Genomic DNA, 20824 nt, shown 5'->3' on the forward strand with positions numbered 1-20824 from the left:
ACCACGGCGATGGCGGGGCCGGGGCGGAGCCCCGGGGAAAACAAAGGGAGGGTGGGTGGGAGAACCACTCTTAGTTGAAGAGCGCCCTGCCGGTGCCGGGGGTGATTTCGCCGAGGATCCACGTGGGGACGCCGCGGGCGTTGAGTAGGGCTACTGCTTGGTCGGCGTTGTCGGCGGGGAGGATGGCGCACATGCCGACGCCCAGGTTGAATGTGTGGTCCATGTCCGCCTGGGGGACTTTGCCGCGTTCCGCGAGGGCGGTGAAGATTGCAGGTTGTGTCCAGGACGAGCGGTCTAGGCGGGCGTCAGCCGTACCAGGGAGGGAGCGGGACAGGTTTGCGGCCAAGCCGCCGCCTGTGATGTGGGCGAACGCGTGGACAGGGGTCTCACGGAGCAGGGCCAGACAGTCGAGCGAGTAGATTCGCGTTGGTTCGAGGAGCTCTTCGCCGAGGGTTCGGGAGAGCTCAGGCAGATGCTGATCCAGGCTCAAGTCCGCATTTTTCAGGATATGGCGGACAAGGGAGTAGCCGTTGGAATGCACCCCGGCGGAAGCCAACCCGAGAACCACATCGCCAGGCCGTACCCGATCGGGGCCAAGCAGCGCGTCGGCGTCGACAACGCCCGTTCCGGCACCGGCCAGATCGTACTCATCAGCCCCCATCGCCCCCGGATGCTCAGCGGTCTCACCACCGACCAGCGCACACCCGGCCAACCGGCACCCCTCCGCCACACCCCCCACAATCTCCGCGATGCGCTCAGGCACCACCTTCCCGCAGGCGATGTAATCCGTCATGAACAACGGCTCGGCCCCACACACCACCAGATCATCCACGACCATACCGACCAGATCGATCCCGATCGTGTCGTGCTTGTCCAGCCGCTGCGCCAACATCACCTTGGTCCCGACCCCATCGGTAGAGGTCGCCAACAAGGGCCGCCGGAACCTCAACAGCGCCGAGGCATCGAACAACCCCGCGAACCCGCTGGCATCATCCACCACCTCAGCCCGCCGCGACCGCGCCACCTTGGCCTTCATCAACGCGACCGCGCGATCACCGGCCTCGATGTCGACCCCGGCCTCAGCGTAGGAACTCATACTTTCGCCTCAAGCACGTACTTCCCCACCTGATCCTGATCGATCGGGATCGGATAGTCGCCATCGAAACACGCCCGGCACAACCGACCCGCCGGAATCGTGGTAGCCCGAGTAAGACCATCCAGCGAGATGTAACCCAACGAGTCCGCCCCCAGCGACTGGCAGATCTCCTCCACCGTCAACGACCCGGCGATCAGTTCCGCCCTGGTAGCGAAGTCGATCCCGTAGAAGCACGGCCACGAGACCGGCGGCGACGAGATCCGCACATGCACCTCGGTCGCACCCGCCTCGCGCAACATTTTCACGATCGCCCGCTGCGTATTGCCACGCACGATCGAATCGTCCACCACCACCAGCCGCTTACCCTGCACGATCTCGCGCAACGGGTTCAGCTTCAACCGGATGCCCAACTGCCTGATCGTCTGCGACGGCTGGATAAAGGTACGCCCGACATAGGAGTTCTTGACCAGCCCCTGTCCGTACGGAATGCCGCTCTGCTCCGCGTAACCGATCGCGGCCGGCGTACCCGACTCGGGGGTCGGAATGACCAGATCAGCGTCAACCGGATGCTCGCGGGCCAACTGCCGCCCCACCTCCACCCGGGTAGCCTGCACACCACGTCCAGCGATCGAGGTATCAGGCCGGGCCAGATAGACGTATTCGAACAAGCAGCCCTTCGGCTCGGCGAGCGCGAACCTGCGGGACCGCACGCCACGCTCGTCGATGGTGATCAGCTCGCCGGGTTCGATCTCCCGGGTGAACACCGCGCCCACGATGTCCAGCGCCGCCGTCTCGGAGGCGACCACCCAGCCACGCTCCAGCCGCCCGAGCACCAGCGGCCTGACCCCCTGCGGGTCACGCGCCGCGAACAAGGTCGTCTCGTTCATGAAAACCAGCGAGTACGCACCCCTGACCTGGGGCAACACCTCGGCGGCCGCGTCCTCGATGGGCCGGGAGCCATCCTGTGCGAGCAGCGCGGTCAGCACTTCGGTATCGGTGGTCGCCCGAATCGTGCCCGGAGCGAGCCGAACCGCCAGCTCGCCGGTATTGATCAGGTTGCCATTGTGAGCCAGCGCGAGACCGCCGACCTCGGTCGAGTTCAGCGTGGGCTGCGCGTTCTCCCAGACACTGGATCCGGTCGTGGAATAGCGGCAGTGCCCGATGGCCAGGTGACCACGGAGGGTCCCCAGCACCGATTCGTCGAACACCTGCGCGACCAGACCCATGTCCTTGTAGACGAGGATCCGGGTTCCTTCGCTTACCGCGATGCCCGCGGACTCCTGGCCGCGGTGCTGCAACGCGTACAACCCGTAGTAGGTGAGTTTGGAAACATCCTCCCCTGGCGCCCAGACGCCGAAGACGCCACACGCGTCCTTCGGGCCCTGGTCCAGCGGGTCAAGGTCATGGCTCAGATGGCCGTCGCCCTTCAGCACATGCTTGAGTCTATTGCAGTGACATGGCCGCGCCTCCGGCGCGGCGGGCTTGGCCGCCTTCAGCCTGTGTCTTCCCTCGTCACTCCGGCCGCTCCGCGACCTGCGTTCCTCAGTCCAGACACAGGCGCGGCCAAGCCGGGACATACGACTTACGGTGCGGAGGTTGCCCGAAGACGCTTCGTGGGTCAGGAGCGGGTGGCGTCAAGTTGATTACGCAATCCTGGCCAAAGGATTGAACTGGCTTTGCCGTGTCGGCCCGGTTAGTCGCGCCCGTAGGGAGGGAGCCTGGGATCTCCGGCATGCCCAAATTCAGTCCGGGGGAGAAGATCGTGACGACACCTGAGGATCGCAGCCAAGGCGAGTGGGCCGACCCACGCGACGCGTATCCGGACAAGAGGCCTAATTCCTGGGAGGAGCCCGACATCGATCTTCCCTGGCCGTCGGCGGATTCCCAGCCGTGGCCTTGGCCGTACCCGCATCCGCAGGAGAATCAGGGGTTCCAGCGGACGCAGGATACTCACGCGGATCAGGGGCCGCCGAGCCAGCTGGATCCGAAGGAGTGGGCGTTTCCGCAGCCGAACCAGGCTCAGCGGCTCCGGCCGAGCCTGGCTCCACCGCCCAATCCGACACCGAACGCCGCGATCCGGCCTTCCTTGCCAAATATCGCGGCTTCGCCGGACGAGACTCCACATGCCGGGACATCCCCGGACGAGTTCTGGCCGAACGTGGCTCCGAACACCGGGATGCCCCCGAATGAGACGTGGCCGAACGCGAATCCGAACCCCGTGACGTGGGGCAGCAGGATGCCGCCGGGGGCGATCCAGCCGACCTTCGCTCCCCATGACTCGGAGCCGGACGCCGTGGACACCACGGTGTTCGCCGCAGACGAGCTCATGGTCGCGTCCGATCCGCCGGCCGGTTCCTGGCCCCTTGGGCGATGGGGCCAGACGGATCACTATGGTGACCGCATGTCACATGATCGAGGGATAAATCGACCTTCGGAGGGGGTCAGCCACCCGAGCAACAGCGAAACCTGGAACCTGGAAACGCCCGGCCAGTCATCCGGCCAAGCAGGAACTCCAGGCCCGTCGGGCGCGCCCGACCAGTCAGGAACTCCAGGTCAAGCAGGTACGCCCAGCCAACCAGGAACTCCAGGCCAACCACGAGCGCAGGGCCCCGAAACACCCGGACAGCCGGGAGCCCACGGACAGCCGGGAGAGCAGGGACAGCCAGGCGCTCAGGGCCATCCGGGCACTCCGGGCGAAGGCCCCTACAGCGGAACACCGGGAGGCTACGGCCCCCCCGGCGCCTATCCGGGCGTACCCGCCTATCCGCCGCCCGGAGGCGGCAGCCCGTACCCGCCGGAAGGTGGTCCCTACCCCGCCACCCCGCAGCAGGGCGGCGGACTGGGCACCGCAGCACTGGTGCTCGGCATCGCCAGCATCATCCTGCTGTTCGTGTGCGGCATCGGCATGCTCACCGCCATCGTCGGCGTGATCATCGGTATCGTCGCGATCACCAAACGCTCCAACAAGCCCCGCGCGATCATCGGCCTGGTCCTCAGCATCGCTACCCTGGTCCTCGGCGCGATCCTGGCGGCAGCCCTCTGGAGCTGGGTCCACAACAAGGGCATCGACGAATGTTTCGACACCGCCCTGCACCCAACCCAGGAATCCGCCCAGCGCTGCCTAGAACGCAAACTCAACACCGAAACCCTGGACAACTGACCTCAACCCAGCGGCAAATAAGCGGACAGATCAGCACGTGAGCCACTGGCGGTGGCGCGCCCGTCCGCGATCGCGTCCCCCCACGCGGTCCGCCCGGTGGCCAGCTCCAGCCAGGTCCGCGCCTCGATCTGCACCACATTGGGCGGCGTCCCCCGGGTATGCCGCGGCCCTTCCACACACTGCACCGCCGCGTACGGCGGCACCCGCACCTCCACCGTACGCCCCGGAGCGACGGCCACCAGCTCCTCCAGCAGATACCGCACCGCCGCCCGAGCAGCCTCCCGCAACGGCTGTCCCCCCAGGTCATAGACCCGCAACACCACCGCCACACACGCCGCGCCAACCCCGGCCGCGGGACCGCTGAACGGCGGATCCCCCAACTCGGCCAACTGCGCGTCCAGCGCGGCATGGATCTTCGCGGGATCGAGTCTGCGTGCGGCCATTCACCCATTCTCCCGGCAGCACACGCTGGTCAGACTGATGAGGTCTGTGGGACGAGCGTTCATTATTCGGGTAAACATTGTTCACCTCAGGTTCGGCTGACCGCCGTACCGTCCCGGCGGGGAGCATGTGCAGGACGTGCGCGTGCTCCGCATTCCCGCGCAAACCCCCTTGGAGGAGCTGTGACGAATCCGTCACCGCGTAGAACCCTGCCGCTGCTGTCCGCCCCGCACGCGGGTGGCCGTAGCTCGCTCACTTGTGCCTTCCGTTGTGGTAACGCATGCGCCCACGAGGTGGCGAACCCCAGCGACAACGCCTATTTCGGGGACATTGTCACGGAGGCGATCTCCCGCCGGGGCGCGCTCCGGGCCGGCGCGCTCGGCGCGCTGGTGGTCTCGACCGGCGTCGTGGGTGTCGGGGCGGCTCTCCCCGCCGCCGCTGACCCTGTCAGAGACAAAGAATCAGTCATCGGAGGCCACGGCGGAAATGGCGGACATGGCGGGCATGGGTCGAGCGGCCTGAAGTTCACCCCGGTCGCGCCGAACAAACTGGACGCGTTGACCGTGCCGACGGGCTATGACCACTCGGTCGTGGTGCGCTGGGGCGACCCGGTGCTGCCGGGCGCGCCCGCCTTCAACTTCAACAACCAGACCGCCGCCGCCCAGGCGACGCAGTTCGGGTACAACTGTGACTTCGTCACCCTGTTCCCGATGGGCAAGGACCGCGCGCTGCTCTGGGTGAACCATGAGTACACCGACGAGAACCTCATGTTCCGCGGCTACACCGACGGCACCGCCGCCACCGAGGAGGAGATCAAGATCGGTCTGGCCGCGCACGGCGGCTCGCTGGTGGAGATCGCGCGGGTCGGCAAGAGCGGCAAGTGGGCCCTGGTCACCAGCGGCCGCCGCAAGTACAACCGCCGCATCACCGCCCAGACCCCCATGCGCTTCAGCGGCCCGGCGGCCGGCAGCGACCTGCTGAAGACCGCCGCAGACCCGCACGGCAAGGTCGTCAAGGGCATGCTCAACAACTGCGCCGGCGGCACCACCCCGTGGGGCACCATCCTGACCGCCGAGGAGAACTGGAACCAGTACTTCGTGGGCGGCAACGGCGTCCCGGAGGACCAGAAGGCCAACCTCACCCGGTACGGCATCAGCACCACGGCCGCCATCCCCAGCGGCAGCCGGCGCTTCGACCGGATCGAGGAGCGTTTCGACCTGGCCAAGCACCCCCACGAGATCAACCGTTTCGGGTGGATCGTGGAGATCGACCCCTTCGACCCGGACGGCACCCCGATCAAGCGCACCGCGCTCGGCCGGATGGCGCACGAGGCGGCCACCACCACCATCGCCAAGGACGGCAAGCTGGTGGCGTACATGGGGGACGACTCGCGCTTCGAGTACTTCTTCAAGTTCGTGTCGAAGGACCGGTACATCCCCGGCTTCGACCGCCACAACCGCGACCTGCTCGACGAGGGCACCCTCTACGTCGCCAAGCTCACCGGTGACAGCCCGGCCGCCGAGATCGACGGCACCGGCAAGCTGCCCGCCGACGGCGCGTTCGACGGCTCCGGCGTGTGGATCCCGCTGGTCAGCGGCAACAAGTCGTTCGTGCCCGGGATGACCGCGCAGGAGGTGCTGGTCTTCACCCGGACCGCCGCCGACAAGGTGGGCGCGACCAAGATGGACCGCCCGGAGGACATGGAGCGCAACCCGGTCAACGGCGCCATCTACCTGGCCCTCACCAACAACACCAACCGGACCGCCGCCCAGCTGGACGAGGCCAACCCCCGGCCGTCCAACAAGCACGGTCACATCCTGGAGATCGTCGAGTCCCGCAACGACGCCGGGGCCACCAAGTTCGCCTGGTCGCTGCCGCTGATCTGCGGTGACCCGAACGACCCGAGCACGTACTTCGCGGGCTTCGACAAGAACAAGGTCTCGCCGATCTCGTGCCCGGACAACGTGGCCTTCGACGCCGACGGCAACCTGTGGATCTCCACCGACGGCAACGCGCTGGGCACCAACGACGGCCTCTTCGTGATGCCGACGCAGGGCAAGGAGCGCGGTTTCGTGCGGCAGTTCCTGACCGTCCCGTTCGCCGCCGAGACCTGCGGCCCGTTCATCACCGCGGACCAGCGCAGCGTCTTCGTGGCGGTGCAGCACCCCGGTGAGACCACCGGCGCCACCCCGGACGCCCCGACCAGCCGCTGGCCGGATGGCGACCAGCCGCGGCCGTCGGTCGCGGTGGCCTGGCACAAGCAGGGCAAGAAGATCGGTTCCTGAAAAAACGCGATGCCCCCGGACGAACCCGGGGGCATCGCGTTTTCTCATCCCACGGGTTCGAGGACACGTTCGGGGGTTTCTGTGCGGGTCTGGCGCAGGGCGTACAGGCTGACGGGGACGCCGACGAGCACGATGGCCGCGGCGATGAGCAGGGTGAACTGGTAGGCGTCCAGGAAGGCGGCCATGGTTGGCGCGGTCTGGCGCGCGTTCAGGATGGCGCCCAGGATGGTGATGCCGAGCAGGCCGAAGACCTCGCGGGAGACGTTCAGCACGCCCGAGGCGACCCCCGCCCGCCCGGCCGGCATGGTGCCCAGGATCACGTTGGTGAGCGGGACGAGCAGGCCCGCGCCCGCGCCGTACAGCAGGAACCAGGGCAGCAGGTCGAGGTAGTCGGAACCGGCCCCGACGTTGGAGATCGCGCCGATGGCGACCGCCATCAGGGCCAAGCCGGACGCGACCACCCGGGCCGTGCCGAAACGTTCGGCGATCCGCGGTGACATGGTGGCCAGCACGGCCATTAGCAGCGCCATCGGGACGAACCCGGCGCCCGCCTGGGTGGGGGTGAAGCCCAGCGCGCTCTGCAGGTAGATCGCGGTGAAGAAGTAGATCCCGAAGACGCCGAACGCCCACAGGCCCATCGACAGCAGGCCGCCGCTGAAGACCCGTTCCCGGAACAGCGATAGGTCGATCATCGGCTGGCGGGAGCGCGACTCGATCACCAGGAAGGCCGCGAAGGCGAGCACCGCCAGCGCGAACGCGCCGAGGATCGGGGCCGATGACCAGCCCTGGGACTCGCCCTCGATGAGGCCGAAGGTCAGCGCGAACAGCGCCAGCGTGGAGGCGGCCAGGCCGGGCAGGTCAAGGCGGGTCGCGGTGGCGCGAGCCGTGGGCTCGATCCGGATGTGCACGGCGGCCAGGACGGCGGTGACCAGGCCGATCGGGACGTTGATCAGGAAGATCCAGCCCCAGTCCACGTTCTCGCTGAGCAGGCCGCCGGTGAGCGGGCCGATCGCCAGGGCGAGGGCGCCGACGGCGCTCCAGATGCCGACGGCGGTGGCGCGCTCGCGCGGGTCGGGGAAGAGCCTGGGCAGCAGCGCCAGCGACGCGGGGGTGACCAGGGCCGCGCCGATGCCCTGCAAGGCGCGCGCCCCGATCAGGATCTCCTGGCCGTTCGCGAGCCCGGCGGCCACCGACGCCACGGTGAAGATCCCGAGCCCGGCGAAGAAGACCGCCCGCAGGCCGAACACGTCCGCCAGCCGCCCGCCGACGAGCAGCAGCCCGGCGAAGACCAGGATGTACGCGCTGACGATCCACTCAAGCCCGGAGATGCTCAGCCCGAGCTCCCGTTGGATAGTGGGGAGTGCGACATTCACCACATTGTTATCCAAATAGGTCATAAAGGTCGCAAGCGCCACGGCTGTGAGCGCCAACCATCTGTTCATCTCGCCTCCTTATACGGCGTACATATACGGCGTACATGTACAGTGCATAGGAGAACGTGTACGTCGTATAGTTGTCAAGTGGCACCAGAGAAGTTGAGCCGGGAGACCGTCGTCGAGCAGGCCATCAAGCTCGCCGACGCCGAAGGCCTGGAGGCCGTCACCATCCGGCGGCTGGCCCAGGTGCTCGGCGTCACGCCGATGGCGCTCTACTGGCATTTCAAGAACAAGGACCAGCTGCTGGAGGGCATGAGCGATCACCTGCTCCGCGAGGTCACCCCCGAGTTCGAGCCGGACTCGCCGTGGAATGTCCGGCTGCGCGCGATGGTCGAGGCGCTGACTGGGGTGATCCGGCGGCACCCGGCGCTGATCGGGCTGCTCCCGTCGCTCAAGAACCAGGGTGTGGAGAGCTTCACGATCGCCACCAACACCGCGCTCGACCTGCTCGCCCAGGCGGGCTTCGCGCTCGACGAGGGCTTCCTGATCTCCTCGCTCCTGATGCACGGTGTGATCGCCCTGGTCGACGGGGAGCCCGGCTGCCCGAGTGCCTTCACCCCGGAGGAGGCGATCGAGTGGCGGCGGCAGAAGCGCCTGCACCTGGAGTCGCTGCCCGCCGACCGGTTCCCGCGGGTGGTGGAGTTCGCGAAGACCTTCGCGACGGAGCCGGATGTCGAGCGTTACTACGCGTTCGGCATCGACCTGCTCATGGCTGGGGTGGAGGCGCAGGCGGCCCGGCCTCGCCCGTGTGCCGGCTGGGGTAGGCCAGCGCAGTGAAGATCGCCCCCAGCAGGCTCACGCAGAACAGCGCCGCGTAGGTGACCCGGAACCCGCCCATCAGCTGCTCCACCGCGACCGGCGACAGGCGCGCCAGCGTGCCCTGGTAGACCTGAGCCCGCAGCTCCGGCGAGACCGACCCGGTCAGCAGGCTCAGCGTGGACCCGACGCTGAGCACGATCCCGATATTCATGATCATGAGCCGGAATCCGTTCACCACCCCCAGGCTTCCGGCCGGCAGCGCGGCCATCACCTGCGTGGTGTTTCCGGTCAGGAACGTCCCGCTGCCACATCCCGCCAGAAAGAGCCCAACCCCGATCACCCAGTACGGCGACGCGGTGCTGAACACCAGAATCAGCAGCCCGCCCGCGCTCAGGCTCGCCCCGCCCACCGCGATCAGGTACGGACTGATCCGCCGCCCCAGCGTCCCCGCGATCGGCGAGGCCAGCGCCATCCCGATCGGCACCGGCAGCAGGCCGACCCCGGCGGCCAGCGCGTCCACCCCGCGCGCGGCCTGGAAGTAGAGCCCGGCCAGCAGGATCAGCGACGCCCTGGCCAGCGCGTTGCAGAACGAGGCCACATTGGTCAGGGCGAGCATCCGGGCACGGAATAACGTGCCATCTAAGAGCGGATATGTCGCCCGCCGCTCGACCATGACCAGGACGGGCACCAGCACCAGGAAGATCGCCCCGCCCACGATCACGACCGGACTCCCGAGCCCGCGCGACCCCGCCTCCGTGAGCGCCACCAACGCCGCCGATAAAGCCGCGAAAATGATGATATTTCCGGTTACGTCTACGGGCTTGTGTTCGCGGGGGGTCGTCTCCCTGAGCGTGAACATGCCCCAGAACAGCGCGATCAGCCCCGCCGGCACGTTGACCCAGAAGATCCACTGCCAGCCCAGGATGTCCGCGATCAGGCCGCCCAGCGTGGGCCCGGCCAGCTGCGCCACCGACAATGTCCCGATATATACACCCATGCCCTGGCTGAGGCGATCAGCCGGAAACGCATCGGCGATGATCACCGTCCCGTTCGCCAGGATCATCGCCGCGCCCAGCCCCTGGATCGCCCGCAGCCCGATCAGCACCCAGACGTCCGGAGCCAGCCCCGCCAGCAGCGAGGCCACCGTGAACAGCGCGAACCCTACGAGATAGACCTCGCGCCGCCCGAGCAGATCCGCGACCCGCCCGAACAGCACCAGCGTCGCCGTGTTCACCAGCAGGAAGGCCAGCAGGACCCAGCTAGCCGCGAACGGGCTCGCCTGGAAGTGCCGCACCACCGACGGCAGCGCCACATTGAGCGTGCTCCCGCTGATCCCGATCAGCACCAGGCCGAGGCTGGTGACCGAGCAGACCTTCCACGCGTATCTGAGTGCTCTTGCGTATTCGGGAGAACCTGGTTCCAGGGGGACGGCAACCACGAAATACCATTGTGAATCACCGCCCGGAGGCGGGGCTCACCGGGCGCGCTTCCGCAGGCCCTCCAGGTCGTAGATGATCACGCGGCGGCGGCCGGTCTCGATCAGGCCCCGGTCGCGCAGGCTGCGCAGCGCCTTGCTGACCGCCTCCCGCGACGCGCCGGTCCAGCCGGCCAGTTCGTCCTGGGAGAGCGGCAACATGACCCGGACGCCCTCGTTGGTGGCCTCGCCGTACCGTTCGGCCAGTTCGACCAGGCGGGTGGCAACCCGTCCGGTGGTGTCGAACGCGCCGTACTCGATGCGTTTGCGGTCGGCGTCCCGCAACCTGCCGGTGATCAGTTGCAGCAGCAGCACCGCGATCCTGCCGTGTTCATGCAGGAATCCGGCGAAATCGCGGACCACGATGCCCTCGATCGGCTCCAGCGCGGTCACCGTGCCCGACCTCGGGCCGCCGTCCACCGCCGACATGTCGCCGAGCAGCGCGCCAGGCCCGCGCACGGCCAGCACCACCTCGGTGCCCACGGCCGTGTGCGAGGACACCTTCACCCGCCCCGAGGTCAGCACCAGCACCCAGTCGGACTTGTCGCCCTCGCTCATCACCGTCGAGCCACGATCCCACCGGCGGGGTCTCCCGGCCGTACGAAAGTCCGCGATCTCCTCTGCGGTGAGCAGGGCGAGAAACTCGCCCGGTTCCGGAGTGTTCATGCGGTCAGTCTTGGGCCCCCGGGGGGTGCCCGTAAAGGGACTTTTACCCAAGTGCCATCAGTACGTACGCGTGCACCGTCTGATCCTTGCCTTTCAGGCTCAGATGGCCGAGCGAGCGCACGTCCGCGGGGGAGGCCAGCAGGTCGCGGGTGGACTGGCCGATCACCACCGTGCCCGGCTCGGCCAGCGCCTGCAGCCGGGCCGCCACGTTGACCGCGTCGCCCATCGCGTTGAAGCCGCGGAACTCGGGGCTGCCGATATTGCCGACCAGCGCGGGGCCGGTGTTCACCCCCACCCGGAACTGCGGCCATTCGACGTCCGAAACCAGCCCGGCGTTCTGCTCGCGCAGCACCTCGGCGTTCACCCGGGCCGCCGCGCGCTGCATGTCCAGGGCCGCCTGCGCCGCGCGTTCCGCGTGGTCCGGCTGCTCCGCGGGCGCGTTGAACAGGGCCAGCAGCGCGTCTCCGACGAACTGCACGATCGTGCCGCCGTTGCCCAGAATGCACGGCACCGCCGCCGTGTGGAACCGGTTGAGCATCGCCACGATCTCCCCCGGCGAGACCCGCTCCGAGAACGTGGTGAACCCGCGCAGGTCCGCGAACAGCGCGGTCACCTCCACCAGCGACCCGCCGAGCGCGGCCCGGTTCGGATCCGCGAGCAGGCTCTGCGCCACATCCGGCGACATGTACGCCCGGAACAGCGTGTCCAGCTCCGCATACAGCCGGGCGTTCTCCAGCGCGATCGACAGCTGGCTGGCCAGCGTCGCCGCCAGCGCCTCATCCTGCGAGGTCGTCCCCACCGGAACCGTCAGCGCCCCCGCCAGCCGCCCCTTCACCGTGAGCGGATGCACCACCGCCCCGGTCACCGGCACCGGCCGCCCCGCCGCGAGCGCCGCCACCGGCGCCTCCCCCCGCGTTCCGTTAACCGCCGGGTACGGCACCAGCACGCCGTTCTGCATCAGGCTGAGGCGGACGTCGCCGTAGGCCTGCCGTACCCGATCGAGGGCGTCGGTCAGCAGTTGCGTCTCGGCCAGCCCGACCCGGGCCCGGCCGCCGACGTGCACCAGCGCGGCCAGCCGGTCCGACAGCTCGCGCTCGTCCGCCAGCGCCTTCCCGGCCCGGTCCAGCACCGCCGCCTGCCCCTCGGTGAGCCGGAACCGCCCCGCCAGCCGGGTGGCCACCGGCACTCCCGACTCGGTCCTGCGCCGCAGGTGGCCGACCAGCTCTTCGAGAGCCTCCTCGTACTGGGCCTGGATGCGCCGTACGGTCGCCGACAGCGCGACGGCGTCGAACAGGCCGGCGCCGGAGCCTTCCCGCCGGAACTGGATGTACGCGCTGTAGGCCACGAACGCGAACGCGAACGTCAGCAGCACGTGCCAGAGCCACCAGGACAGGTGCCAGTTGTGGTGCGACATGCCCGCGATCATCGCCTCGGCCAGCAGCGCGAACGAGGTGATCAGGCTGATCAGCACGGCCGCCGGGCGTTTGCGGTGCAAGCTGAACATCATGGCCGCCGCGGCGGCGTAGAGCACGATGCTGATCAGCGCGTACGGGCCGAGGCTCAGGCCGTCGGCGGGGAGCGGGTCGCTCAGCGGCGTGAGCCCGGGGACCAGCGAGGCGAAACCCCAGGCGATCATGATGGTCGCGAGCAGCACGCGCAGCGGGAGCTGGACGCGGAGCACGGCCGCGGCCTGGCGTTCCCCGAGCGGGAGTCCCGCCAGGAACGCGAAGATCGAGGCGATGGTGAGGCCGACCGGCTGGGCCAGGTCGAAACCGACCGTGCCGCCGTCCAGGAAGATCTTCGGGGTGGCCAGGCCGTGCAGCAGGAAGAATCCGGCGCTGCTCAGGAACACCAGCGAGACCAGGAACAACCGGGCGTCCTTGCGCCGGGTCGCCGCCTGGCTGATCAGCGCGCCGAGCACCAGGTTCACCCCCGCGACGGCCAGGATCAGCCAGAAGTGGCTGGGATTGTGCTGCCACTTGTGGTCCAGGTCGACGGTCGTCGGGTCCTGGTCGACCGGGTGGGCCAGCAGCAGCCAGAGGCCGAGCATGGGCAGCGTCATGTGGATCAGCCAGACGACACCGCGCACCGGCTGGGTGGCGGGCGGCAGGAACGGTTCGCGCGCGCCCTCGTGGGGCCTGCTCAGGTCTGTCGTGGTGGGGTCGCTCGACGGCACAGCTGCCTCCGTATGAGCCAGTCAACGCACCCATCGCCCCGCGGCTCAGCCGCTCAGCCCTGGTTCGCTCCCTGGACGTGCGTGTCTACCGCGCCAGATTGGGCGAGGTAATCCTCCCGAACGGTGCCGATTATCCCGGCGCGAACCAGCATCGCCAACGTCGCTTGCGGCTACTACGGACTATTACCGGTTCACCGATACGGAGCCGTGATGTTTATCACGTGATCCGCCTGGATTGTTGAAACGTCTATCACTCAGTTCACCTTCTGTACCAGAGGGCACAGATTAAACGGAAGGAAGCTCAGTGGCTATCAGGTTGCCGGGCGGGCGCACGATCGGGATCTTGACCGTTGGCGCACTTGCTGGATCCATTTTGCCGTGGGGGGCATGGCGACCGCATCGTCGGCTGCTGACACCGTCATCTACGCGTGTGTCAACAAGAAGACGCGCTACGCACGCATCGTGAATGCGACCACCAAGTGCCGCGTCACGGAGACCAAGATCAGCTGGGGCGGCCAGGGCGAACAGGGCCCCATGGGCCTCCAGGGCATGACCGGCGCCCAGGGTCCCCAGGGCCTTCGCGGCCAGACCGGCCCGCAGGGCCCGAAGGGCCAGACCGGAAACACCGGTCCCCAGGCCCCGAAGGGCGACACCGGCGCGCAGGGTCCCCAAGGCCCGCAAGGCCTGAAGGGCGAAACCGGCCCCCAAGGCCCGAAGGGTGACAAGGGTGAGAACGGAAACAACGGCCCCGCCGGCCCGGTCGGTCCCACCGGCCCGAAGGGCGCGGATGGCGAGAAGGGCGACAAGGGCCTGCAAGGCCTACAGGGCTTGAAGGGCGACAAGGGCGACAAGGGCGACCCCGGCACCGGCGGTTCGGTCAGCCCGGCCGTGAAGTCGTCCGCCGATATCACCTTCAGCGAGCACAACAACTCCGCCACCCTGAACTGTGATAACGGCAAGAAGCTCGTCAGCGGCGGCTACGAGATCATCAGCGGCGCCTCCAACGTCAAGCTCACCTTGGCCGACCGCCCGTCGAGCTCCAGCGGTACCCCCACCGGTTGGTACGTGAAGCTCTGGATCGACGACAACACGACCAAGGTCAAGATGTACGTCGTCTGCGTCTGACCGCACGCTGGACAGGTTCGATGCCGTCACCGGCGGAGTCCGTGCAAGCTCCACCGACCCGCTGACAACCACATGCACCCGAAAGCCCTTCCGGATCGGCGCCGGAAGGGCTTTCGCATTCTCGTCCAACCATCTGGATGGGGGCGAAGCCGATCGAACACGGCCTCGGGCGTTGCCACCGCACCGGTGATCGGCCGAGGCTATCCCGATCACGCCATAGCCCGGGTGGCCTCGCGGCCTCTTCGGTGCCGGTGCCGCGGGAGGAGATCGGCAAGTGATGATTGAGCGCTCTGAGTTGTCTTGGTGCCGGTTGGCCGCCGCCGGTCCCTCTCGGCGCCGGGACGGCGAGAGCTGGTGCGGACGTGATCGGCGCCGGAATACGGCGATTAGCCCGGCGAATCGCGGGTTAGAGCCAGTGCCACTCGATGGAGGCCTGGTTGCGGCGTTCGGTTAGCCAGTGGGTGAAGGCGGCTGTGCCGGCGGCGGCCAGGGTGGGTTGGTCGGGGGTGGCGGGGTGGCGTTCCAGGATCAGGCCGGTGAGGTAGGTGTTGTTGTGCCGTACTGGGCCGATCAAGGTGTCGCGGGGAGCGTGGCGGAGTGGGGCGGGGAGGGTGTGGGCGTGGCGTTGGCCGAGGGTGACGGAGGCTTCGGCGCAGCCGAGGAGGCCGCCGAGGCCGCGGAGGAGTTCGCCGTGGATGGGGTGGGAGCTGGTGACCCAGAGGGCGCGGACCTGGTCGAAGTCGGGGCGGTGGGCGTCCAGGTAGGCGGGGGCGAGTTCGGCGGATTTGCGGCGGCGGAAGCGGGTGCGGCGGGCGATGCTCGCGATGAACTCCTCGAACTGGCCGCCGGTCATGCCCATCTCGGCCACCCAGGCGAGGGTCGAGGCGGGGTCGCGCAGGCCGATGCCCAGGCGGAACTCCTCGGCCGCGAACCGGAGTTCGTCCTCGGTCAACGGCTCGGGGTCGTTCCGGGTTTCTGCCTTGATCAGGCAGTGTCCGACGATCTCGTCTCGTAGCCCGCGATCTCGCTGGGAGAGGTGGCGGACCACGGTCACTGCTTCGGCCAGGGATAAGTGCACGTCGTCGACGCGTACCAGGCAGTTATCCGGACCGATATGTCCGGTGTCGTTGTCCCCGGGCCAGCGGACCGGGCTGATGTGCTCCACGCGTTCCGCGGTCACGGGATCCTCCAAGCGCCATCCAGGCACTGGTCGCGCGGCGAGGCCCTTTCCGAGGGGGCCCGGCGCCGGTCTCGCCGCGCGACTGTTCAGCGAGGCTCCCGGAGTTCCGAAGACGCGGCACGCCTTCGACGGGAACCTGCGTTCAGAGTAGGAATGTCCTCTTGGGGATTACTGGTCGCGATCTTGCATCGTGGTTGCGGGACTAACAAGACCAGCCGGCATCGCGGATTCGGCTTGGCCTTGTGGGATCGGCTCGGTTTGCGGGTCAGTTCCAGGCGAGTATTCGTAGTGGATCCGTCAGCATTGCGCCGACGTCCCGGAGCACGTACGAACCCAGTTCGCCGTCGATGATTCGATGGTCGAACGAGAGTGCCAGCGTGGTGACCTTGCGGACGGCCAGTTGCCCGTCTACCACCCAGGGCATGTCGCGAATCTGGCCGAACGCCAGGATCGCGGCCTCGCCGGGGTTGAGGATCGGGGTTCCGGCGTCGACACCGAAGACGCCCACATTCGTGATCGTGATCGTGCCACCGGCCAGCTCGGCTGGGCCGCATTTGCCTGCCCGGGCCCGATCGGTCAGCTCGGACAGCGCCCTGGCCAGCCCTGGCAGGGACATCGCGTCGGCGTCCTTGACGTTGGGCACGATCAGGCCGCGCTCGGTCGCGGCCGCGATGCCCAGGTTCACGTAGCGTCTCACCACGATCGCGTCGTCGGCCCAGGTGGCGTTGGCCATCGGATACCGCCGCACCGCCGTGAGCAGCGCTTTCGCCACCAGCAGCAGTGGCGAAACCTTGACTCCCTCAAAATCGGGCAACGCGCGCAGCCGCTGCACGGCATTCATGGTCTCGGTGACATCGATCTGGAGGAACTCGGTCACATGCGGCGCGGTGAACGCGCTGGCGACCATCGCCGCCGCCGTCGCCTTCCGCACACCCCGGACAGGAATACGTTCCTCCCGGGCGACATTTGCGGCAGCTCCGACATGTCCGGGCGCTAGAACTTGCCCGGTGACCCCGGTGACCCCGGTGACCCCGGTGACCCCGGTGCCGGGAGCTTCCAGTTGGACCCCATTGGACCTCTCCGTGGCGGGTTCCACCACGGTCCCGGGCATCGCCGGTCGCGAAACCGCCGCCTGCACGTCCTCCCGGGTGATCGACCCGCGTGGTCCGGTTCCGGCGATGCCCGACAGATCCACGCCAAGATCCTTGGCCAGCTTGCGCACCGGCGGCTTCGCCAGCACCGTCACATTTCCGACGCCAGCCGCACTTCCGACACCGCCCGCGCTTCCGACGCCGGCCACATTGCCCACGCTGGCCGCATTTCCCCCGCCGGTCGATCCGGCACTCCCGCCAGAGGTTCCCGGTGCTGGGGGAGACTTGCGGGGGCGTCGTTTGGTGGCGCCCAGCTTCACGCCGTACCCAACCAAAACGGGCTGGCGTTCCTCCCGCGCCGGTTCGGGCACCTGGGGCACCATGTCCTCGGTCAGCGCGGGGGACTGGGCCGGTGGGGGCGCGTCCTCGTCCGGCACCGTGTCCACCGCGATGATCGGCGACCCCACATCGGCCGTCTCGCCCTCAGGCACCAGCAGCGCCGCCACCGTGCCCTCGAACGGGCAGGGCAGCTCCACCACGGCCTTCGCGGTCTCGATCTCCACGATGGTCTGGTTTACCCGGACCGGATCACCCGGCGAGACGTGCCATTTGACGATCTCCGCTTCGGTCAGGCCTTCGCCGACATCCGGAAGCTTGAACTCACGTCGCATCGCACACCCCCCTCAGTACGCCAGGACACGGTCGACGGCGTCCAGCACCCGATCCAGATCCGGCAGGTAATGATCCTCCAGCCGGGACGGCGGATACGGCGTCGAGAACCCGCCCACCCGCAGCACCGGCGACTCCAGCCGGAAGAAGCACGCCTCGCTGATCCGCGCCGCCAGCTCCCCGCCGAGCCCGGTGAACACCGGCGCCTCGTGCACGACCACACACCGCCCGGTTCGGTTCACCGACTCTGTGATCACCCCCATGTCCAGCGGGCTGAGCGACCGCAGATCGATCACCTCGACCGACCGCCCGTCCTCCTCGGCCGCGGCCGCCGACTCCAGGCACGTCTTCACCATCGGCCCGTACGCCAGGAGGGTCACGTCGTTCCCGGTTCGCACCACCTTGGCCTTGCCCAGCGGCAGCCCGGGAGCGCCGAGCTCCACGTCGGCCTTGTCCCAGTAACGCCGCTTCGGCTCGAAGAACACGATCGGATCGTCGGAGCGCACCGCGTCCTGAATCATCGTGTACGCGTCGACCGGGTTGGAGCACGCGACCACCCGCAACCCCGCCGTATGCGTGAAATACGCCTCCGGCGACTCGCTGTGGTGCTCGACCGCCCCGATCCCGCCGCCGCACGGAATGCGCACCACGACCGGAAGCTTGAGCTTGCCCAGCGACCGTAGCGGCATCTTCGCCAGCTGGGTGATGATCTGGTCGGCCGCCGGGAACACGAACCCGTCGAACTGGATCTCGCAGACCGGCCGGTAGCCGCGGATGGCCAGCCCGATCGCGGTCCCGATGATCCCCGATTCGGCCAGCGGCGTGTCGATCACGCGATCTTCGCCGAAGTCCTTCTGCAGGCCGTCGGTGACGCGGAACACGCCACCGAGTTTGCCCACGTCCTCGCCCATGATGAGAACCTTGGGATCGGCGTCCATGGCGGCGCGCAGGCCCTCGTTGAGGGCTTTGGCCAGGGTGAGTACGGTCATCGTTCGAACCCCGCCAGGTAGCTCAGGTACTGCTCGCGCTCGTCCGCCATGAGGGCGTGGGGCTCGGCGTACACATGGTCGAAAAGGGCCTCGGGGGCGGGGTCGGGCAGCGCCAGGCAGGAGCGGCGCAGCTCCTTGCCGAGCGCGTCGGCCTCCGCCTCGACCTTGTCGAAGAACTCCTGGTCGGCGAGTTCGCCGCGGAACAGATACGCCTTGACCCGTTCTATCGGATCTTTCAGCTTCCACGCCTCCAGCTCGTCGGCCACCCGGTAGCGGGTCGGGTCGTCGGAGGTGGTGTGCGCGCCCATCCGGTAGGTGAACGCCTCCACCATCGTCGGCCCCTGCCCGGCGCGGGCGTCGGCGAGCGCCTTGCGTGTGACGGCGAGACAGGCGAACACGTCGTTGCCGTCCACTCGGACGCCCGGGAAGCCGAACCCGGAAGCGCGCTTGTACAGCGGGATCCTGGACTGCTTCTCCAGTGGCTCGGAGATCGCCCACTGGTTGTTCTGGCAGAAGAACACCACCGGCGCGTTGAACACCGACGCCCAGATGAACGCCTCGTTCACGTCGCCCTGCGAGGTCGCGCCGTCGCCGAAGTAGACGATCGTGGCGGCCTCGGCGCCGTCCCGCTGGATGCCCATCGCGTAACCCACCGCGTGCAGCGTCTGGGTGCCGATGACGATCGAGTAGAGGTGAAAATTGTGCTCGTACGGATCCCAGCCGCCGTGGTTGACTCCGCGGAACAGGCCGAGCAGATTGATCGGGTCGACGCCGCGGCACCAGGCCACGCCGTGCTCGCGGTAGGTCGGGAAGGCCATGTCGACGTCGGTCAGCGCGTGGCCCGAGCCCACCTGCGCGGCCTCCTGGCCGAGCAGTGAGGCCCACAGGCCGAGCTCGCCCTGGCGCTGGAGGGCGACGGCCTCCAGGTCGATCCTGCGGACCAGGACCAGGTCACGGTAGAGGGCTTTGACCTCTTCCGCGGTAAGGTCGATCTTGTAGTCGGGGTGCTCGATCCGTTCTCCCTCGGGGGTGAGAAGCTGGACGAGCTCGGGGGGTGCCGTTAGGCCGGTAGTGGAGGCAGTCATGTGCCACTCCTGCGCGGTCGGGGCCTATCACGGTTGGGGTCGCCACCGTGATTCGGCCGATTCCAGACGCTTCTGTTCCGTTTGGTGGGGGAACGTCCACGTATGCGGACATGGTTACAGAGGTCACACCCCCATGCACAAGGCCCCTTCACATTCTCCCCGTTCCCGGTGGCCGACCTCCCACACAATCCACAGGCTGTGGATAACTTACGCTGCCGTGGACCGCTAGGCTGAGCCCGCATCCAGCACTTCTACCAGGAGGAACCGACAGTGGCGCGCGTGATCGTCGACGTCATGCTCAAGCCCGAGATCCTCGACCCTCAGGGCCAGGCCATCGCCCGCGCCCTCCCCCGCCTGGGCTTCACCACCATCACCGACGTCCGCCAGGGCAAACGCTTCGAACTCGAACTCCCCGGCCCTGCGACAGAAGCCACACTCACCGAGGCCCGAAAAATTGCCGAAACCCTCCTGGCAAACACGGTCATCGAAGACTTCCAGGTACGTGTGGAGGAAGACGCTTGAGCGTTGCTTCTCATGCCGTTGAGACGCTCGGATGCTGGGTTCTGCGGTAAGGGACCGGGTGGGGTGTGAGGGCTGGGGTCCGTAGCGGGTGGGCAGGGCGGACACTCCGGCCGACCGTGATAGTGGGCCTCTGGTGAGCCGCTGGTCAGCGGCCATCGCGGGCGCGGTGGTCTCGGGCACGGTCTTACGTCGGCCTACGTGTCCGCCCTGCCCACCCGCAGGGTGCCCCGCCGTACTCCGGTACGGCCCTTAAGGCAAACCCCCTGCCAACAGCAAGACCGCAAATAGACAACCTGCCCCAGCCCTCGAACTCCCCAGCCCTCGAACTCCCCAGCACCAGCACTCACACTGCACCAGCGCCCGACCTGCACTGGACCTACCTGGCGCTGGACCTAGCTGGCAACTGCATAGCGCTCGACGCCCACCAAAACGCGCCCCTTTGGTGCCGGTACGGTTTTGGCGCCGGGACGGCGAGAAGGAGCACCCACGCAAACGGCACCGGATAACGGCGACTAACCCGGCACGCCAACCCCGGAAACACCCCAGAAAACACGAAAGCCCCAGCCGTACTGGCTGGGGCTAACGTTAAAGATTGTCCGGCGGCGTCCTACTCTCCCACACCGTCCCCGGTGCAGTACCATCGGCGCTGGAGGGCTTAACTTCCGGGTTC

At 68.0% G+C, this 20824-nt stretch carries 17 protein-coding genes and 1 rRNA gene; 5 read left to right on the plus strand and 13 right to left on the minus strand.

Going from position 1 to position 20824, the window contains the following annotated elements; translation table 11 throughout:
• Positions 1-70: 70 nt before the first annotated feature.
• The 3 genes from purM to ABGB08_RS51890 all read right to left on the minus strand — a co-directional run bounded on the left by purM (position 71) and on the right by ABGB08_RS51890 (position 3424).
• Positions 71-1096: a phosphoribosylformylglycinamidine cyclo-ligase gene (purM, locus tag ABGB08_RS51880; protein WP_347607102.1), complete on the minus strand. Its 1026-nt coding sequence runs from the start codon at positions 1094-1096 to the stop codon at positions 71-73.
• Positions 1093-2529 (minus strand): amidophosphoribosyltransferase, encoded by a 1437-nt coding sequence (gene purF / locus ABGB08_RS51885; protein ID WP_347607105.1) that lies wholly within the window; start codon positions 2527-2529, stop codon positions 1093-1095. The genes purM and purF overlap by 4 nt, the downstream gene beginning before the upstream one ends.
• Before the next feature lie 586 nt (positions 2530-3115).
• Positions 3116-3424, minus strand: coding sequence for a hypothetical protein (locus tag ABGB08_RS51890; RefSeq protein ID WP_347607108.1), 309 nt, complete (start codon positions 3422-3424; stop codon positions 3116-3118).
• A gap of 529 nt (positions 3425-3953) precedes the next feature.
• On the opposite strand from ABGB08_RS51890, the gene ABGB08_RS51895 reads away from it, so the two are divergent.
• Positions 3954-4256, plus strand: a complete 303-nt coding sequence (locus ABGB08_RS51895) for a DUF4190 domain-containing protein (RefSeq protein ID WP_155361147.1) — start codon at positions 3954-3956, stop codon at positions 4254-4256.
• Positions 4257-4258: 2 nt separating this feature from the next.
• Here ABGB08_RS51895 and ABGB08_RS51900 read toward each other — a convergent pair whose 3' ends face one another.
• A complete protein-coding gene (locus tag ABGB08_RS51900) occupies positions 4259-4699 on the minus strand; it encodes a sterol carrier family protein (protein ID WP_347607112.1) in 441 nt (146 codons plus the stop codon).
• A gap of 180 nt (positions 4700-4879) precedes the next feature.
• Between ABGB08_RS51900 and ABGB08_RS51905 the strand changes: the two genes are divergently transcribed.
• Positions 4880-6982, plus strand: coding sequence for a PhoX family phosphatase (locus ABGB08_RS51905; RefSeq protein ID WP_347607115.1), 2103 nt, complete (start codon positions 4880-4882; stop codon positions 6980-6982).
• Between the two features lie 44 nt (positions 6983-7026).
• On the opposite strand, the gene ABGB08_RS51910 is transcribed toward ABGB08_RS51905, so the two are convergent.
• Positions 7027-8424: an MFS transporter gene (locus ABGB08_RS51910; protein WP_347607118.1), complete on the minus strand. Its 1398-nt coding sequence runs from the start codon at positions 8422-8424 to the stop codon at positions 7027-7029.
• A 78-nt stretch (positions 8425-8502) separates the two neighbouring features.
• Between ABGB08_RS51910 and ABGB08_RS51915 the strand changes: the two genes are divergently transcribed.
• Positions 8503-9195, plus strand: coding sequence for a TetR family transcriptional regulator (locus ABGB08_RS51915; protein ID WP_347607121.1), 693 nt, complete (start codon positions 8503-8505; stop codon positions 9193-9195).
• Here ABGB08_RS51915 and ABGB08_RS51920 read toward each other — a convergent pair.
• From ABGB08_RS51920 to ABGB08_RS51930, 3 genes are read right to left on the minus strand one after another with little or no spacing between them, the layout of a single operon-like run.
• Complete coding sequence (locus tag ABGB08_RS51920; RefSeq protein ID WP_347607124.1) at positions 9125-10615, minus strand: MFS transporter; 1491 nt, start codon at positions 10613-10615, stop codon at positions 9125-9127. The genes ABGB08_RS51915 and ABGB08_RS51920 overlap by 71 nt on opposite strands.
• A gap of 36 nt (positions 10616-10651) precedes the next feature.
• Entirely contained in the window at positions 10652-11317 is a 666-nt protein-coding gene (locus ABGB08_RS51925; RefSeq protein ID WP_155361153.1) for a Crp/Fnr family transcriptional regulator, read from the minus strand.
• A 43-nt stretch (positions 11318-11360) separates the two neighbouring features.
• Positions 11361-13493 (minus strand): adenylate/guanylate cyclase domain-containing protein, encoded by a 2133-nt coding sequence (locus tag ABGB08_RS51930; RefSeq protein WP_347607127.1) that lies wholly within the window; start codon positions 13491-13493, stop codon positions 11361-11363.
• Positions 13494-13880: 387 nt separating this feature from the next.
• Here ABGB08_RS51930 and ABGB08_RS51935 point away from each other — a divergent pair, with 387 nt between their 5' ends.
• Positions 13881-14618: a hypothetical protein gene (locus ABGB08_RS51935; RefSeq protein WP_347607130.1), complete on the plus strand. Its 738-nt coding sequence runs from the start codon at positions 13881-13883 to the stop codon at positions 14616-14618.
• A 406-nt stretch (positions 14619-15024) separates the two neighbouring features.
• Here the strand turns inward: ABGB08_RS51935 and ABGB08_RS51940 are convergent, their stop codons facing one another.
• From ABGB08_RS51940 to pdhA, 4 genes are all read right to left on the minus strand, one after another.
• Positions 15025-15798: a hypothetical protein gene (locus ABGB08_RS51940; protein WP_347607133.1), complete on the minus strand. Its 774-nt coding sequence runs from the start codon at positions 15796-15798 to the stop codon at positions 15025-15027.
• Between the two features lie 265 nt (positions 15799-16063).
• The gene (locus ABGB08_RS51945) at positions 16064-17560 is read right to left on the minus strand and encodes a dihydrolipoamide acetyltransferase family protein (RefSeq protein ID WP_347607136.1); all 1497 of its coding nucleotides are present in this window, start codon (positions 17558-17560) and stop codon (positions 16064-16066) included.
• Between the two features lie 12 nt (positions 17561-17572).
• On the minus strand, positions 17573-18547 hold the full coding sequence (locus ABGB08_RS51950; RefSeq protein ID WP_347607139.1) for an alpha-ketoacid dehydrogenase subunit beta: 975 nt from the start codon (positions 18545-18547) through the stop codon (positions 17573-17575).
• Positions 18544-19632, minus strand: a complete 1089-nt coding sequence (gene pdhA / locus ABGB08_RS51955; protein ID WP_347607142.1) for a pyruvate dehydrogenase (acetyl-transferring) E1 component subunit alpha — start codon at positions 19630-19632, stop codon at positions 18544-18546. Before pdhA ends, ABGB08_RS51950 begins: the two co-directional genes overlap by 4 nt.
• A gap of 270 nt (positions 19633-19902) precedes the next feature.
• Here pdhA and purS point away from each other — a divergent pair, with 270 nt between their 5' ends.
• Positions 19903-20154 (plus strand): phosphoribosylformylglycinamidine synthase subunit PurS, encoded by a 252-nt coding sequence (gene purS, locus ABGB08_RS51960; protein WP_155361159.1) that lies wholly within the window; start codon positions 19903-19905, stop codon positions 20152-20154.
• A gap of 594 nt (positions 20155-20748) precedes the next feature.
• Here the strand turns inward: purS and rrf are convergent.
• A 5S ribosomal RNA gene (rrf, locus tag ABGB08_RS51965) occupies positions 20749-20824 on the minus strand; the annotation flags it as partial.

It is taken from the genome of Acrocarpospora sp. B8E8 (assembly GCF_039871605.1).
In the GTDB taxonomy this organism is placed as follows: Bacteria; Actinomycetota; Actinomycetes; order Streptosporangiales; family Streptosporangiaceae; genus Acrocarpospora; species Acrocarpospora macrocephala.